Source organism: Streptomyces sp. NPDC001135, from assembly GCF_053598395.1.
In genome coordinates this window covers 143,282-157,586 of the sequence record NZ_JBSFKD010000009.1, presented here as the reverse complement: position 1 = coordinate 157,586, position 14,305 = coordinate 143,282, and the positions used below count along the sequence as shown (strand labels likewise).

Below are 14,305 nucleotides of genomic sequence, written 5' to 3'. Positions count from 1 at the left end.
GTCGTGCTTCGGATATGGGATCAACGTGCCGATCCTAGTGACGGGTTCCCGCACCCCGCAGACCCTGGACCCGGAGGATCACAGGTGTCGGCCACGGTCGGCCTACAGGGTGTCGAGTGCCTTCACATAGGCGTTCAGGTCGCGCGCGTCCGGCAGGCCGTTGACCACGGTCCACCGCACGACGCCCTCCTTGTCGATGATGAAGGTGCCGCGGACGGCGCATCCCTTGTCCTCGTCGAAGACGCCATAGGCGCGCGAGACGTTGCCGTGCGGCCAGAAGTCGCTGAGCAGCGGGTACTCCAGGCCCTCCTGCTCGGCGAAGACGCGCAGGGTGTGGATGGAGTCGTTGGAGACGGCGAGCACCTGCGTCTCGCGGTCCGAGAACTTCGGCAGGTTGTCGCGCAGCTCGCACAGCTCACCGGTGCACACACCGGTGAAGGCGAAGGGGTAGAAGAGCAGGACCACGTTCTTCTCGCCGCGGAAGTCCGAGAGCTTCACGGTGCGGCCGTGGTTGTCCTTGAGCTCGAAGTCGGGCGCCTTGTCGCCGACCTGGATCGCCATCGTCGTGCATCCCTTCGGTGGGCTGTTCGGGTGAGCGCACGCAAACGCTCGGCTCCACCCTACGCAGCGATCACCGGGGCCTTCCGGACGGGCTGGGGCGAAAACCAGCCCGTCCGGTGGACGGAGGAGATCACCTCTTGGACTTGGCCGCCTTCGGCGTCGCCAGCCGCGAGCCGCTCCAGTCCTTGCCCACGCTGACGCTCTTCGACGCCGTCAGGCCGGCCGTCGTGACGGCGTCCTGGATGTCGCTCGGCTCCACGTACCCCGAACGGCCGGTCTTCGGCGTCAGGAGCAGGATCGCGCCGCCCTCTTCGATGTACGTGGTGGCATCCACCAGCGCATCCGTCAGGTCGCCGTCGTCGTCACGGAACCACAGCACAACGGCGTCGGCCACATCGTCGTAGTCCTCGTCCATGAGGTCGCCCTCGACGGCTTCCTCGATGGCCTCGCGGAGCTCCTGATCGACGTCGTCGTCGTAGCCGATCTCCTGGACCACCTGCCCGGGCTGGAACCCCAGCCTGGCGGCAGGGTTCGTCCGCTCCTCCGCGTGGTCCGCGGTCGCGCTCACGGGTTGCCTCCTGATCATGTCTTGGTGAGTATCTCAGCCACGCGCGTGCGCGAAGCATTGGCCGTAGTCCACACGGGCGGGACGGATCGCGCAAGTACCCGGCCGTCCGGACCGCCGAAACGGTGACGATCCCGGCCGTGTCGTCGCAACTCCTGGCACCGTATCCCGATTCCACGTGACCCACATCACACCGATGTGCCCGGTTTGTGCCATTCGGAATCATTCTGCGATACGACCCTCGAACAGCTTTGCCAAGGGTGTCACACCCCGGGCGTATCGTTGCGTTTTGACCGAGGAAGAGACCGGTGGGCACCGAGGAGATGACGTACGCCGTCCCGAGGTACACGATGGGGAACGGTGTAGGCAGCTGTAGAAAACTGGCCCTCTGACAGGTAAGGAACAGCGTGGCTTCCGGATCCGATCGCAATCCGATCATCATTGGCGGCCTTCCGAGTCAGGTTCCTGACTTCGATCCCGAAGAGACCCGGGAGTGGCTCGACTCGCTCGACGCCGCCGTGGACGAGCGCGGCCGGGAGAGGGCCCGCTACCTCATGCTCCGGCTGATCGAACGGGCCCGCGAGCGGCGCGTGGCCGTGCCCGAGATGCGCAGCACGGACTACGTCAACACGATCCCGACCAAGGCGGAGCCGTTCTTCCCGGGCAACGAGGAGATCGAGCGCAGGATCCTCAACGCGACCCGCTGGAACGCGGCCGTGATGGTCTCGCGCGCCCAGCGCCCCGGCATCGGCGTCGGCGGCCACATCGCCACCTTCGCCTCCTCGGCCTCGCTGTACGACGTCGGCTTCAACCACTTCTTCCGCGGCAAGGACGAGGGCGACGGCGGCGACCAGGTCTTCTTCCAGGGCCACGCCTCCCCGGGCATCTACGCCCGCGCGTTCCTGCTGGACCGGCTCACCCGGGACCAGCTGGACGGCTTCCGCCAGGAGAAGTCGAAGTACCCGAACGGCCTGTCCAGCTACCCGCACCCGCGCTCGATGCCGGACTTCTGGGAGTTCCCGACGGTCTCCATGGGCCTCGGCCCGCTCGGCGCGATCTACCAGGCCCGGATGAACCGCTACATGCAGGCGCGGGGCATCGCCGACACCTCCAGGTCGCACGTGTGGGCGTTCCTCGGCGACGGCGAGATGGACGAGCCGGAGTCGCTCGGCCAGCTGTCCATCGCGGCCCGGGAGGGCCTGGACAACCTGACCTTCGTCGTCAACTGCAACCTGCAGCGGCTGGACGGCCCGGTGCGCGGAAACGGCAAGATCATCCAGGAGCTGGAGTCGATCTTCCGGGGCGCCGGCTGGAACGTGATCAAGCTGATCTGGGACCGCTCCTGGGACCCGCTGCTCGCCCAGGACCGCGACGGCGTCCTGGTCAACAAGATGAACACGACCCCGGACGGTCAGTTCCAGACCTACGCCACCGAGTCCGGCGCGTACATCCGCGATCACTTCTTCGGCGACGACGTCCGGCTGCGCGCGATGGTCGAGAACATGACCGACCACCAGATCCTGATGCTGGGCCGCGGCGGTCACGACCACCGGAAGATCTACGCGGCGTACAAGGCGGCCCTGGAGCACAAGGGCCAGCCGACGGTCATCCTGGCCAAGACGGTCAAGGGCTGGACCCTGGGACCGAACTTCGAGGGCCGCAACGCCACGCACCAGATGAAGAAGCTGACGGTCGACGACCTCAAGCGCTTCCGGGACCGGCTGCACCTGCCGATCTCCGACAAGGAGCTGGAGTCCGGCCTGCCGCCGTACTACCACCCGGGCCGCAACACCGAAGAGATCCAGTACATGCACGACATGCGCAAGGCGTGCGGCGGGTACGTCCCGACGCGCGTCGTGCGCTCCGAGCCGCTCGCACTGCCGGACGACAAGGCGTACGCGACGGTGAAGAAGGGCACCGGCCAGCAGTCCATCGCCACCACGATGGCGTTCGTCCGGCTCCTGAAGGACCTCATGCGGGACAAGGAGATCGGCAAGCGGTTCGTGCTGATCGCGCCGGACGAGTACCGCACCTTCGGTATGGACTCCTTCTTCCCGAGTGCGAAGATCTACAACCCGCTCGGCCAGCAGTACGAGGCGGTCGACCGGGACCTGCTGCTCGCCTACAAGGAGTCGCCGACCGGCCAGATGCTGCACGACGGCATCTCCGAGGCGGGCTGTACGGCCTCCCTGGTCGCGGCGGGCTCGGCCTACGCCACGCACGGCCAACCGCTGATCCCGGTGTACGTCTTCTACTCGATGTTCGGTTTCCAGCGCACGGGTGACCAGTTCTGGCAGATGGCCGACCAGCTGGCACGTGGATTCGTGCTGGGTGCGACCGCCGGCCGTACGACGCTGACCGGTGAGGGCCTGCAGCACGCGGACGGCCACTCACAGCTGCTCGCCTCGACCAACCCGGCGTGCGTGGCCTACGACCCGGCGTACGCCTACGAGATCGCGCACATCGTCCAGGACGGCCTGCGCCGCATGTACGGCGCCGACGCCGAGCACCCGCACGGCGAGGACGTCTTCTACTACCTGACCGTGTACAACGAGCCCATCCAGCACCCGGCCGAGCCGGCGGACGTGGACGTCGAGGGCATCCTCAAGGGCGTCCACAAGATCAGCGAGGGCACGGGCGGCTCGATCCCGGCGCAGATCATGGCGTCCGGCGTGGCGGTCCCGTGGGCGCTGGAGGCGCAGCGGATCCTCGCCGAGGACTGGAACGTCAAGGCGGACGTGTGGTCCGCGACCTCCTGGAACGAGCTGCGCCGCGAGGCGGTGGCGTGCGAGGAGCACAACCTGCTGCATCCGGAGGAGGAGCAGCGGGTGCCGTACGTGACGCGGAAGCTCAGCGGCGCCGAGGGGCCGTTCGTGGCCGTGTCCGACTGGATGCGGTCGGTTCCGGACCAGATCGCGCGGTGGGTGCCGGGCACGTACCAGTCGCTCGGCGCGGACGGCTTCGGCTTCGCCGACACCCGGGGTGCGGCCCGCCGGTTCTTCCACATCGACGCCCAGTCGATCGTCGTCGCGGTGCTGACCGAGCTGGCCCGCGAGGGCAAGATCGACCGCTCGGCGCTGAAACAGGCCATCGACCGGTACCAGCTGCTGGATGTGTCGGCGGCGGATCCGGGGGCCGCGGGCGGCGACGCGTAACGCTTTTGCGGATCTGATCGAGGGCGGTGCCGTTGGCGCCGCCCTCGTTGCTTCTTCTTTACCATTGCGGGCATGAACGATCAGTCGGCGCAGGCGCGTTGGGAACGGCTCACCCAGAGGCCGTTGCTGGCGCTGGCGGTGGCGTTCGCCGTCGCCTATGCCGTACCGATCGTGGACAATCCCGCGAGCCGGTCCCTGACGGTCGCCTGTACCGCCACGGAGTGGGTGGTGTGGGCCGCGTTCGCGGCGGACTACCTGATACGGCTGTTGATCACCCCTCAGCGCAGGCAGTTCGTCCGGACGCACTGGATAGACCTGTGCGCGGTGGTGCTGCCGCTGCTGCAGCCGCTGCGGCTGCTGCGGATGGTGTCGACACTGCTGCTGGTGGGGCGGCGGGCGCGGATGGCCTCGCAGATCCGGCTCACGACGTACGTCGCCGGGGCGGTGGTCGGGCTGCTGATGTTCGGGTCGCTGGCGGTGCTGTCCGTCGAGCGGGACTCGCCGAACGGGAACATCCGGACGCTGGGTGACGCGGTGTGGTGGTCGTTCACGACGATGACGACCGTGGGGTACGGGGATCACGCGCCGACGACCGGGCTGGGGCGGATGATCGCCGTCGGGCTGATGCTGTCCGGGATCGCGCTGCTCGGTGTCGTCACCGCGAACATCGCGGCGTGGTTCATCGCGCGGTTCGAGAAGGACGATGTGGAGGAGCGGCGGCAGACGGAGGCGATCGCCTCTCTGGCCGAGGAGGTCCGCTTGCTGCGGGCGGAGGTGGCTCGGTTGGGCGAAGAGCGGGAGCGGCAGCGGAGTTGACCGGCGCCCGGTGCCGCGGCCGGGGCGGGGTCGCCTGCCGGCGCGTACGGGGTGCCCCCGGGGGGTGGGCCCCGGGGGGTGGGCCCCGCGCCCACCCGGGCGGAGGCACGACTGCCCGCGGCGGCGCCACGGGAGCGGACGGTACCGCCGCTCCCCCGGGGCGCGGGGAACTGCGCGACCGGCCACGGCGGGCCCCCGCCCGGCAACGGCGGGGCGGCCCCCGGCGAGGAGCCGCCGGCTAAAGGAGCCCGTGGCCCCACGCGGCCGCGCCCGCCAGGGCGAAGACGGCCAGCAGAGTGTCGATCGCCCCCAGGATCAGGGCCACCAGGGCCGGGATGTCACGGTCGTTCGACCACCTGCGGCCCATCGCCTGCCAGCCGCAGAACATCGCCACCGGTCCCAGGACGATGCCCAGCGCGAAGAAACCGGCCACGGCACAGATCGTGCCGATGATCCCGAGAGTCGCACGGTCCGGCCCGGTCCGTTGCCACGTCCGGCCGCGTGACCGGGGGTACCCGCGCGTTCCGAAGCCCGCCATCATCAACTCCCTGAGGTTCATGGACAGTTCGGCTTCGGTGTGCGGGTACCCCGGTTCCGCGTGGGCAGACCTGCGCGCGCCGCCCCCTCCGCGGCGCGCGCCGCAGCCCGGTGGTCCTCCTAGGCACTGCGGAGGGCTTGACCCACTGTGACCTGCGGCGCGTGCCCGGTGCGAGGAATCTTTAGCGGAGTCACCCTGATAGGGGAAATTCCGCCCCGGCCTCAGATGTGGCCCACGCCCGCGCCCGCCTCGGCGTTCGCGCCCCGCTTGGTGAGCAGCGCGACGAGGACGGCGATCGCCGCCACGCCCGCCGCGACCAGGGAGGCGAGGCCCATGCCGGAGATGAAGGTGTGGTGCGCGACCTCGGTGATCTTCGCGGCGACCGGTGCCGGAACGCCCTTCGGTACCGGGGCGACGCCGACCTGGACCGCTTCGGAGGCCTTGTCCAGCTGGTCCGGGGTCAGCCGCGGCAGCCCGGCCCCCGTCCAGTTGCCCGGCAGATCACTGTCGACCTTGGAGGCCATCACAGCGCCCAGCACGGCCGTACCGAGGCTGCCGCCGATCTGCATGGCCGCCTGCTGGAGGCCGCCCGCGACGCCGGACAGCTCCATGGGGGCGTTGCCGACGATGACCTCGGTGGCGCCGACCATCACCGGAGCGAGGCCGAGGCCGAGCAGCGCGAACCAGACGGACATCACCCCGCTGCCGGTGCCGGCCCCGAGGGTCGACATGCCGTACATGGCGACGGCGGTCGCGGCCATGCCGCCGGCCAGCGGGACGCGCGGGCCGAGCTTGCTGATCGCGGCGCCGGCCAGCGGGGAGCCGACGATCATCATGCCGGTGAGCGGCAGCAGGTGCAGGCCGGCGTTGATCGGGCTCATCCCGTGCACGTTCTGCAAGTAGAAGGTGACGAAGAAGAGCCCGCCCATGAACGCGACGGCCATGAGGACCATCAGGACGACACCGGCCGACAGCGGTATGGAGCGGAACAGGCCCAGCGGGACGAGGGGTTCCGCGACCCTCGTCTCCCAGACGGAGAAGGCGGCGAACAGCGCCACGGACGCGATGACGAACACCCACGTCCTGCCGTCGCCCCAGCCCCATGTCGGGGCCTTGATGAGCGCCCAGACCAGGCAGAACATCGCGCCGGAGAGCAGGGCGATGCCGAGGATGTCGAAGGAGCGCGGGGCGTTGCGCGCACGGTGGTCCAGCAGGATCAGCAGGCCCAGGAGAAGGGCGAGCGCGCCGACCGGGACGTTGATGAAGAACACCGACTGCCAGTTGACGTGCTCGACGAGGACACCGCCGAGGATCGGGCCGCCCGCGGTGGACGCACCGATCACCATGCCCCAGATGCCGATGGCCATGTTGAGCTGCCCGGCCGGGAAGGTGGCCCGCAGCAGGCCGAGCGCGGCCGGCATCAGCAGCGCGCCGAACAGGCCCTGGAAGACACGGAAGGTGACGACCGCGGCGATGCTGTGGGACAGGCCGATGGCGCCGGAGGCGGCGGCGAAGCCGGTCACGCCGATGAGGAAGGTCTGCCGGTGGCCGAAGCGGTCACCGAGCTTGCCCGCGGTGATCAGGCAGACCGCGAGGGCGAGGAAGTAGCCGTTGGTGATCCACTGCACGTCGGCGAAGGTCGCGTGCAGGTCGTCCTGGATCGACGGGTTGGCGATCGCCACGATGGTGCCGTCGAGGGCCACCATCATGACGCCCACGGCGACGGTGATGAGGGTGAGCCAGGGATGGCCGCGCAGCCCCGCGGCCGGAGCCGGCTCGAGCGGGGCTGCCGGGTCTGCGTCCCCCGGCCCCGGCGCGCCCATGGTGGTCTGACTAGTCATGCGTTCGAGGCTAGTGACAGCCTCTGACAATTGACAAACCTTTTCATGAGTCAGTAACTGACACCCATGGAAACACTGCGCGAACGCAAGAAGCAGCGCACCCGGGAGGCACTGCTGCGGGCCGCTCTGGAGCTGTTCACCACCCAGGGGTACGAGCAGACGACCGTCGACGAGATCACCGAGGCCGTCGACGTCTCCCAGCGCACCTTCTTCCGTTACTTCGCCGGCAAGGAGGACGTGGCCTTCGCGGTGCAGGGGATGACCGAGGAGCACTTCGTGGCGGCCGTACGGGCGCGGCCCGCGCACGAGGCGCCGATGGAGGCCCTGCGGCAGGCGGTCCTGGAGGGCTGGGACGCGATCCGCGAGACCGTCGAGTCGGCCGTGCCGGTCGAGCTGTACCTGCGCATGTACCGGACGATCGAGTCGACGCCCGCGCTGCTCGCCGCCCATCTGCGCCGCTCGGCGGCGACGGAGGAGACCATCGCGCGTCTGCTCGCCGAGCGCGAGGGTGTGGATGTGGACGCCGACCCCCGACCGCGGCTGGCCGTGGCCGTGTTCGGCGCAGTGATAAGGGTCACGGAACGGCACTGGTGCACGGGCGACGACTTCAGCCTGGCGGCGGTGCGTCAACTCACCGCGTCCCACCTCGATCAGGTGGGTTCGGCACTCACCGGAAACTGGCGTGCCACAACAGATCGTTGACAGGGCGTTCGATGATCCACGAAACGTGATCCCAGTCACTCGGTTACCCCGAGACCCGCTCGTTCTCCTAGTGTGTCCTCCCAGTGACTTCCTTCGACACCTCCCCGCCACTGAACGTCTGGCGCGCCTTGCTGGCGCTGGCCGTGGTGTTCGTGATGCTCGCGACCACCGGCTGGACGGCCCTGCGCAGTCACCGGGAGTCGACCGCACTGCAGGCCTCGCTCGCCAAGTGGGAGCACGGCAGCCTCCACGGCCTCCACCTGCCGGACCCCCAGGCCGCACCGGCCCGGCTCAGCCGTTTCTTCGCCTCCCTCTCCCCCGGGGACCAGGACCGTCTCGCCCACCACTACCCGCTCGCGGTCGGCAACATGAACGGCGCCCCCGTCGCCCTGCGCTACCGCGCCAACCGCATCGCCCTGGAGCAGCAGCACAAGGTCGAGCGGAAACGCATGCACGACAGCCGGCTCAGCACGGCCGGACAGCAGGACGCGGGCCGTCGTATGCACCGCTACGAGTCCCTGCTGAGCCCCGGCCGGCAGATCCTGGCCTTCGACCCGGAGGGCTCGGGCCGCGTCGCCGAGGTGTTCGGGAACCTGGACGAGGCGCAGCGGGTCTCGGTCGTCGTCCCCGGTGTCGACACCGATCTGCTCACCTTCGAGAAGACCTACAGCCCGTACACGGCCCCGGTCGGCATGGCCAAGGCCCTGTACGGGGCGGAGCGCGCGCAGCGCCCCACGACGCGTACGGCCGTGATCGCCTGGGCCGACTACACCGCCCCCGACGGGCTCGGCATGGACGCGGCCACCGGGCTGCGCGCCGCGGAGGGCGCCGTACGGCTGGACGCCCTGGTGGGCGGCCTGCCCGGCCACGCCCCGGTGGCGATGATCTGCCACAGCTACGGCTCGGTGGTCTGCGGGGTCGCCGCGCACTCCCTGCCCCGCCGGGTGACCGACATAGCGGTGGCCGCGAGCCCCGGCATGCGGGTCCCCAGCGCCTCCCACCTGGACACCCGGGCCCGGGTGTGGGCCATGCGGGACGCCACCGACTGGATCCAGGACGTGCCGTATCTGGAGCTCGGCGGGCTCGGGCACGGCGCCGATCCGGTCTCCTCGGCGTTCGGCGCGCGTGTGCTGTCCGCCCGGGACGCCCAGGGCCACGCCGGTTATTTCCAGCCGGGCACGGACAGCCTGCGCAACCTCGCCGACGTGGGCGTCGGGGCGTACGCCGCGGTGACGTGCGCACGCGAGAACGACCTGTGCCAGGCCGGTGCGCCCGGCACTACCACGGCCGGACGCGCGTAGAAACAGCAGGAAGTGCGGTCTGCGCAGGTGGCGACGGAGGAGCACGTGCCGCATACGATGAGCCGCATGGGTGACGTACTGGCGGGTTTTCATGCCGTCTGGGAGTTCGAGTCCGACTCCGTGCTCATCCGTTACGAACGGGGGATCCGGACACCGAAGCTGTTGCAGGCGCTCGGGGAGCGGCGCGTCCCGCTGTCCGCGGTCGAGGGCGTGACCCTCACGCCGGGCAAGCGCGGCACCGTCGTCCTGCGGCTGGTGCCCCGGCCCGGCGCCGATCCGCTGCTGGAGGCGGCGGACGGGCAGCTGAAGGAGGGCTCCGATCCGTACCGGCTGGTGCTGTCGGCCGAGCGGGAGGCACTCGCCGAGTACTACGCCGACGAACTGAAAGGGCTGTTGACCGAGTCCGGGCCCGCCGACCGCCATCTGGTGGCCGCGCCCGAGGCACCGCTGCAGTTCAAGGCGTACGACGGCAAGGCGTCCTTCGACGGGACGTCCGTGCAGTTCCGCTGGTCGTGGACGGGGGCCTCGTCGGCGAAGTGGAAGGCCGGCGACCAGAGCTTCGCGGTCGCCGATCTGAGCGGGGTGCAGTGGCGGTCGCCGGAGGTGTTCGAGGGGCATCTGCGGCTGGTCCCGCGTGACGGCTCGGACCCGTCCGCGCAGCCCGACCAGGACCCGGCGGCGGTGGTGTTCGGCCTCGGGTACGGGCCGGTGCACGAGTCGTTGCCGTTCGCCGCGGCGGTTCTGGCGGCCGTACGCACCCGGGGGCCGGTGCCGGTGGTGCCGGCCCCGTCCCGGCGCGACCCCGCGGACATCGCCGAACGGATCCGGCATCTCGGGGAGTTGCACCAGGCGGGGCTGGTCACCGATGAGGAGTTCTCCTCCAAGAAGGCGGAGTTGCTCGCCGAGCTCTAGGCCCTGTCGTCAGACTCCCGTCGTCGCCCGGAGGGCGGCCCTGCGGCGAGAGTGCGTGCATGGCGTCGCGGGGCAGACGGGAGTCTGACGACAGGGCCTAGCGCCTGCCGGGTCGCGGTGCGTCGCCGGGGCGGGTCATCGCGCGGTCCCCTCCCTCGCGTAGAAGCTGATCTTGTGGTCGAGCACGGCGAGCGTGTCCCGCAGTTCGGCGATCCTGTCCAGGACGTCACGGCGGGTCGACTCCAGCAGTTCCTGCCGTTCCCGGTAGGTGCTCTCGCCCTCCCGGACCAGCTCCGCGTACTGGACCATGTCCGCCACCGGCATGCCGGTCAGCCGCAGCTTCGTCACGAAGTCCAGCCAGTCCAGGTCCCGGTTGCTGTAGCGCCGCTGACCGGTGTGCGAGCGGTCGACGTGCGGCATCAGGCCGATCCGCTCGTACCAGCGCAGGGTGTGCGCGGTCAGGCCGGTGAACGCGACGACCTCGCTGATCGTGTAGCGGTCCTGGCCGTCGGGGCGTGGATGGCGTCTGGGCGGGGCGGAGCAGATGTCGGCGGGGGCCGTGCGTGCGGTGTCCGCTGGCGTGGTCTGCATCACCGTCATGACCCCCACGCTATGGCCTTGGAGTGCACTCCAAGCAAGCGGGTCCGGTAAGAAATCCGCAGGACGCGGGCCGGGGCACCTGGCTAGCGTGCGGTTCATGAGTCTCGCACGCCGGGCCCTGCCCGAGGATGCCACCGAAGTGCTGCGCCTGCGCCAGGTCATGATCGACTCGCTGTGGAGCGGGGGCGGTTCCGGGCCGACGCAGTGGCACGCCGAGTCGCTGCCGACGCTGCGGGCGCGGCTCGCCGAGGCCGACGGGGACTTCGCGGCCTTCGTCGTGGACCATCCGGACCGGCCGGGGGCGCTGGCCGCGCTGGCGGTCGGGACGCTGGAGTACCGCATCGGGAAGGCCGGCAATCCGCACGGGCGGGTCGGCCACGTCTTCAGCGTCGCCACCGACCCGGACGCCCGGCGGCGCGGGTACGCGCGCGTGTGCATGGAGGAGCTGCTGGGCTGGTTCCGGGAGCGGGGCGCGGGCCATGTGCTGCTGAACGCCTCCCCGCAAGCCGAGCCGCTGTACGCCTCGCTCGGCTTCACACGGGATCCGGACCCGTCGATGCGGCTGCTGCTGTGAGCCGCATAGGCTCGGCACCATGTCGTTGAACAGCTTGGCGTCGATCGAGAACTGGCCCGTCCCCACCGCCGCGGCGGGCGTCGTACGAGCCGACGGGACCGTCCTCGGGACGCACGGCCCCGTCGGGCACCGCTTTCCGCTCGCCTCGGTCACCAAGCCGCTGGCGGCCTACGCGGCGCTCGTCGCCTACGAGGAGGGCGCGATCGAACTGGACGAGCCCGCCGGGCCGCCCGGGGCGACCGTCCGGCATCTGCTCGCCCACACGTCCGGGCTGGCCTTCGACGAGCACCGGGTGACGGCGCCTCCCGGTGAGCGCCGCCTCTACTCCAACGCCGGGTTCGAGCAGCTCGGCGACCACATCGCCAAGGCGACGGACATCCCGTTCGCGGAGTACCTGCGGCAGGCGGTGCTGGAGCCCCTGGGCATGACGTCGACCTCGCTGGAGGGCTCCCCGGCGAAGGACGGGGTGTCGACGGTCGAGGACCTGCTGCGCTTCGCGGCTGAGGTCCAGGCGCCGCGCCTGCTGGACGTGCGCACGGTCGCGGAGGCGATGAGCGTGCAGTACCCGGGCACGAAGGGGGTGCTGCCGGGGTACGGGCACCAGAACCCGAACGACTGGGGGCTGGGCTTCGAGATCCGCGACGGCAAGTCGCCGCACTGGACGGGGAGTTCCTCGTCGCCGCGGACCTTCGGGCACTTCGGGCAGGCCGGCACGTTCCTGTGGATCGACCCGGACGCGGGACTGGCGTGCGCCGCGCTGACGGACCGGGCGTTCGGGCCCTGGGCGATCGAGGTGTGGCCGGCACTCACGGACGCGGTACTGAGGGAGGCCCGCGGCGGCAGTTGATCACTGTCCGGTAGCCTCGCCGTGCATCACGACAGCACAGTGACGGTCATCGGGGGAGAGCGATGGACGGGATCCGAGGCGACGACCAGTTCCGGCCGTTGGAGAGCGACGACCCTCGGACGGTGGCGGGCTACCGGCTGGCGGCGCGGCTCGGCTCGGGCGGCATGGGCACGGTGTACCTGTCGTACACGCCCGGCGGCCATCCGATCGCCCTCAAGACCGTCCGGCCGGAGCTGAGCGAGGATCCCGAGTTCCGCCGCAGGTTTCGGCAGGAGGTCCAGGCCGCACAGCGCGTGCAGGGCCTGTACACGGCGCCGGTCATCGACTACGACACCGAAGGCGCCCGGCCCTGGCTGGCCACCACCTACGTCCCCGGGCCCTCGCTGGCGGCGGCCGTCGCCGAGCACGGGCCGCTCCCGGTGTCCACACTTCTGCTGCTGCTCGCGGGCGTGGCGGAGGCGCTGACGGTCATCCACGGCGCGGGCATCGTGCACCGCGACCTCAAGCCGTCCAACGTGCTGCTGGCCGGCGACGGGCCGCGGGTCATCGACTTCGGCATCGCGCGCGCCACCGACGCCACGGCCCTCACCGGCACCGGCGTCTCCGTCGGCACTCCGGCGTTCATGTCGCCGGAGCAGGCCACCGGTCGCGAGATCACGCCCGCCTCGGACGTCTTCGCGCTCGGCCAGGTCGCCGCGTTCGCGGCCCGCGGCTCCGGGGCGTACGGCGACGGGCCCTCGCACGCCGTGCTGTACCGGATCGTCCACGAGGAGCCCGATCTCGCCGGCCTGCCGGACACTCTGGGGTTCGTCACCCGCTGCCTGGCGAAGGACCCGGCGGACCGTCCCTCCCCCGCGGAGGTCATCGCACTGTGCCAGGAGGCGTCACCGGGCGGGCTGCGACAGTCCGGCGAGTGGCTGCCCGTGGCGATCGGCACCCAGATCACCCGGCGTGTCTCGGCGTCCGCCGCACTGGCGGCGGACGCGCCGGCCCAGACCGTGCCCCCCGCGCCGCCCGCCATGCCCGACGTGCCACCCCAGGCACCCCCGGCGACCGCGCCCGGAACCCAGGTCACGGCGCCGGGGGCCCAGGCCACCGCCTCCATACCGGCGCCGCCGCCGACCGCTCCCGTGACCCGGCTCGACCAGCCGGCGCCGCACGCCGTGCACACCATGACCGCGCCGCACACCCCACCGCCCGCACCGCCGTCACCGTACGCACCACCGGCGGCTCACCCGGCAGCTGCCCGGCCCGTGGCCCAGCCGCGGCCGGCCCGCCGGAACCGGGCCGGCGTGATCACCTCGGTCGTCGCGGCGGCGCTGGTCGTCGGCGTGGCCGGCGCGGTGTACCTGGCCAGGCCCGACGGGGGCGGCCCGAGCACCTCCGCGAAGGGCTCCGGCGCGCACGCCGCCCCGGGCTCGCACTCCGGCTCCAGCGCCCCCGCGACCGTGCCCGACCCCAGGCCGGTCACCTACAAGGGCATCACCCTCCCCCACGACTACTACCTGTTGTTCTCCGACTCGCCGCCAAAGCCGCACACCAAGGACGGGGTCTCCGCCGCCAACGTGGAGGGCACCGACTTCTACTACGGAGAGGACCAGTACTACTCCGAGGACAAGACACCCGTCGTCGGCAGCAGCAGCCAGAAAGTGGTCCTCCTCAACAACGCCGAGCACGGATCGCTGGCGACCTGCCGGAGCGTGGCCCGCTACGCCCGGGACATCCACCTCTCCCGGCTCAGCGCGGGCTCGCAGATCTGCGTGCACACCGTGTCCGGGCACATCGCGCTGGTCACCTACCGGGGCACCTCCGCCGCGCAGGATCCCAGCGACTACATCACGGTCGACATCACGCTCTGGCGCAACGCGGAGCAGCCCGGCGCCGACTGAGCCC

General features: G+C 70.9%; 13 protein-coding genes. 8 read left to right on the top strand and 5 right to left on the bottom strand.

Annotated features, from left to right (window positions below):
* Window positions 1-102 precede the first annotated feature (102 nt).
* Both ACWC94_RS14235 and ACWC94_RS14230 read right to left on the bottom strand, forming a co-directional pair.
* Entirely contained in the window at window positions 103-561 is a 459-nt protein-coding gene (locus ACWC94_RS14235) for a peroxiredoxin (protein ID WP_360090617.1), read from the bottom strand.
* A 130-nt stretch (window positions 562-691) separates the two neighbouring features.
* Window positions 692-1,129 (bottom strand): DUF3052 domain-containing protein, encoded by a 438-nt coding sequence (locus tag ACWC94_RS14230; RefSeq protein ID WP_450796813.1) that lies wholly within the window; start codon window positions 1,127-1,129, stop codon window positions 692-694.
* Between the two features lie 404 nt (window positions 1,130-1,533).
* Here ACWC94_RS14230 and aceE point away from each other — a divergent pair, with 404 nt between their 5' ends.
* Together aceE and ACWC94_RS14220 are read left to right on the top strand one after the other, a co-directional pair.
* Window positions 1,534-4,281 (top strand): pyruvate dehydrogenase (acetyl-transferring), homodimeric type, encoded by a 2,748-nt coding sequence (gene aceE / locus ACWC94_RS14225; protein ID WP_450796812.1) that lies wholly within the window; start codon window positions 1,534-1,536, stop codon window positions 4,279-4,281.
* A 72-nt stretch (window positions 4,282-4,353) separates the two neighbouring features.
* Window positions 4,354-5,097, top strand: a complete 744-nt coding sequence (locus ACWC94_RS14220) for a potassium channel family protein (protein WP_450796811.1) — start codon at window positions 4,354-4,356, stop codon at window positions 5,095-5,097.
* A gap of 238 nt (window positions 5,098-5,335) precedes the next feature.
* Here the strand turns inward: ACWC94_RS14220 and ACWC94_RS14215 are convergent, their stop codons facing one another.
* Entirely contained in the window at window positions 5,336-5,635 is a 300-nt protein-coding gene (locus ACWC94_RS14215) for a small hydrophobic protein (protein ID WP_450796810.1), read from the bottom strand.
* Between the two features lie 221 nt (window positions 5,636-5,856).
* Complete coding sequence (locus ACWC94_RS14210) at window positions 5,857-7,476, bottom strand: MFS transporter (protein WP_450796809.1); 1,620 nt, start codon at window positions 7,474-7,476, stop codon at window positions 5,857-5,859.
* Between the two features lie 66 nt (window positions 7,477-7,542).
* Between ACWC94_RS14210 and ACWC94_RS14205 the strand changes: the two genes are divergently transcribed.
* The 3 genes from ACWC94_RS14205 to ACWC94_RS14195 all read left to right on the top strand — a co-directional run bounded on the left by ACWC94_RS14205 (window position 7,543) and on the right by ACWC94_RS14195 (window position 10,391).
* Window positions 7,543-8,178, top strand: coding sequence for a TetR family transcriptional regulator (locus ACWC94_RS14205; RefSeq protein WP_450796808.1), 636 nt, complete (start codon window positions 7,543-7,545; stop codon window positions 8,176-8,178).
* 83 nt (window positions 8,179-8,261) lie between these two features.
* Entirely contained in the window at window positions 8,262-9,479 is a 1,218-nt protein-coding gene (locus ACWC94_RS14200; protein WP_450796807.1) for an alpha/beta hydrolase, read from the top strand.
* 66 nt (window positions 9,480-9,545) lie between these two features.
* Window positions 9,546-10,391, top strand: coding sequence for a DUF4429 domain-containing protein (locus ACWC94_RS14195; RefSeq protein ID WP_450796806.1), 846 nt, complete (start codon window positions 9,546-9,548; stop codon window positions 10,389-10,391).
* 135 nt (window positions 10,392-10,526) lie between these two features.
* Here the strand turns inward: ACWC94_RS14195 and ACWC94_RS14190 are convergent, their stop codons facing one another.
* Complete coding sequence (locus ACWC94_RS14190; RefSeq protein ID WP_450796805.1) at window positions 10,527-10,991, bottom strand: MerR family transcriptional regulator; 465 nt, start codon at window positions 10,989-10,991, stop codon at window positions 10,527-10,529.
* 97 nt (window positions 10,992-11,088) lie between these two features.
* Between ACWC94_RS14190 and ACWC94_RS14185 the strand changes: the two genes are divergently transcribed.
* The 3 genes from ACWC94_RS14185 (at window position 11,089) to ACWC94_RS14175 (ending at window position 14,301) form a co-directional block, all read left to right on the top strand.
* Complete coding sequence (locus ACWC94_RS14185) at window positions 11,089-11,565, top strand: GNAT family N-acetyltransferase (protein ID WP_450796804.1); 477 nt, start codon at window positions 11,089-11,091, stop codon at window positions 11,563-11,565.
* 19 nt (window positions 11,566-11,584) lie between these two features.
* On the top strand, window positions 11,585-12,412 hold the full coding sequence (locus ACWC94_RS14180; RefSeq protein WP_450796803.1) for a serine hydrolase domain-containing protein: 828 nt from the start codon (window positions 11,585-11,587) through the stop codon (window positions 12,410-12,412).
* A 62-nt stretch (window positions 12,413-12,474) separates the two neighbouring features.
* Entirely contained in the window at window positions 12,475-14,301 is a 1,827-nt protein-coding gene (locus ACWC94_RS14175; RefSeq protein ID WP_450796802.1) for a serine/threonine-protein kinase, read from the top strand.
* The last annotated feature ends 4 nt before the right edge of the window (window positions 14,302-14,305 follow it).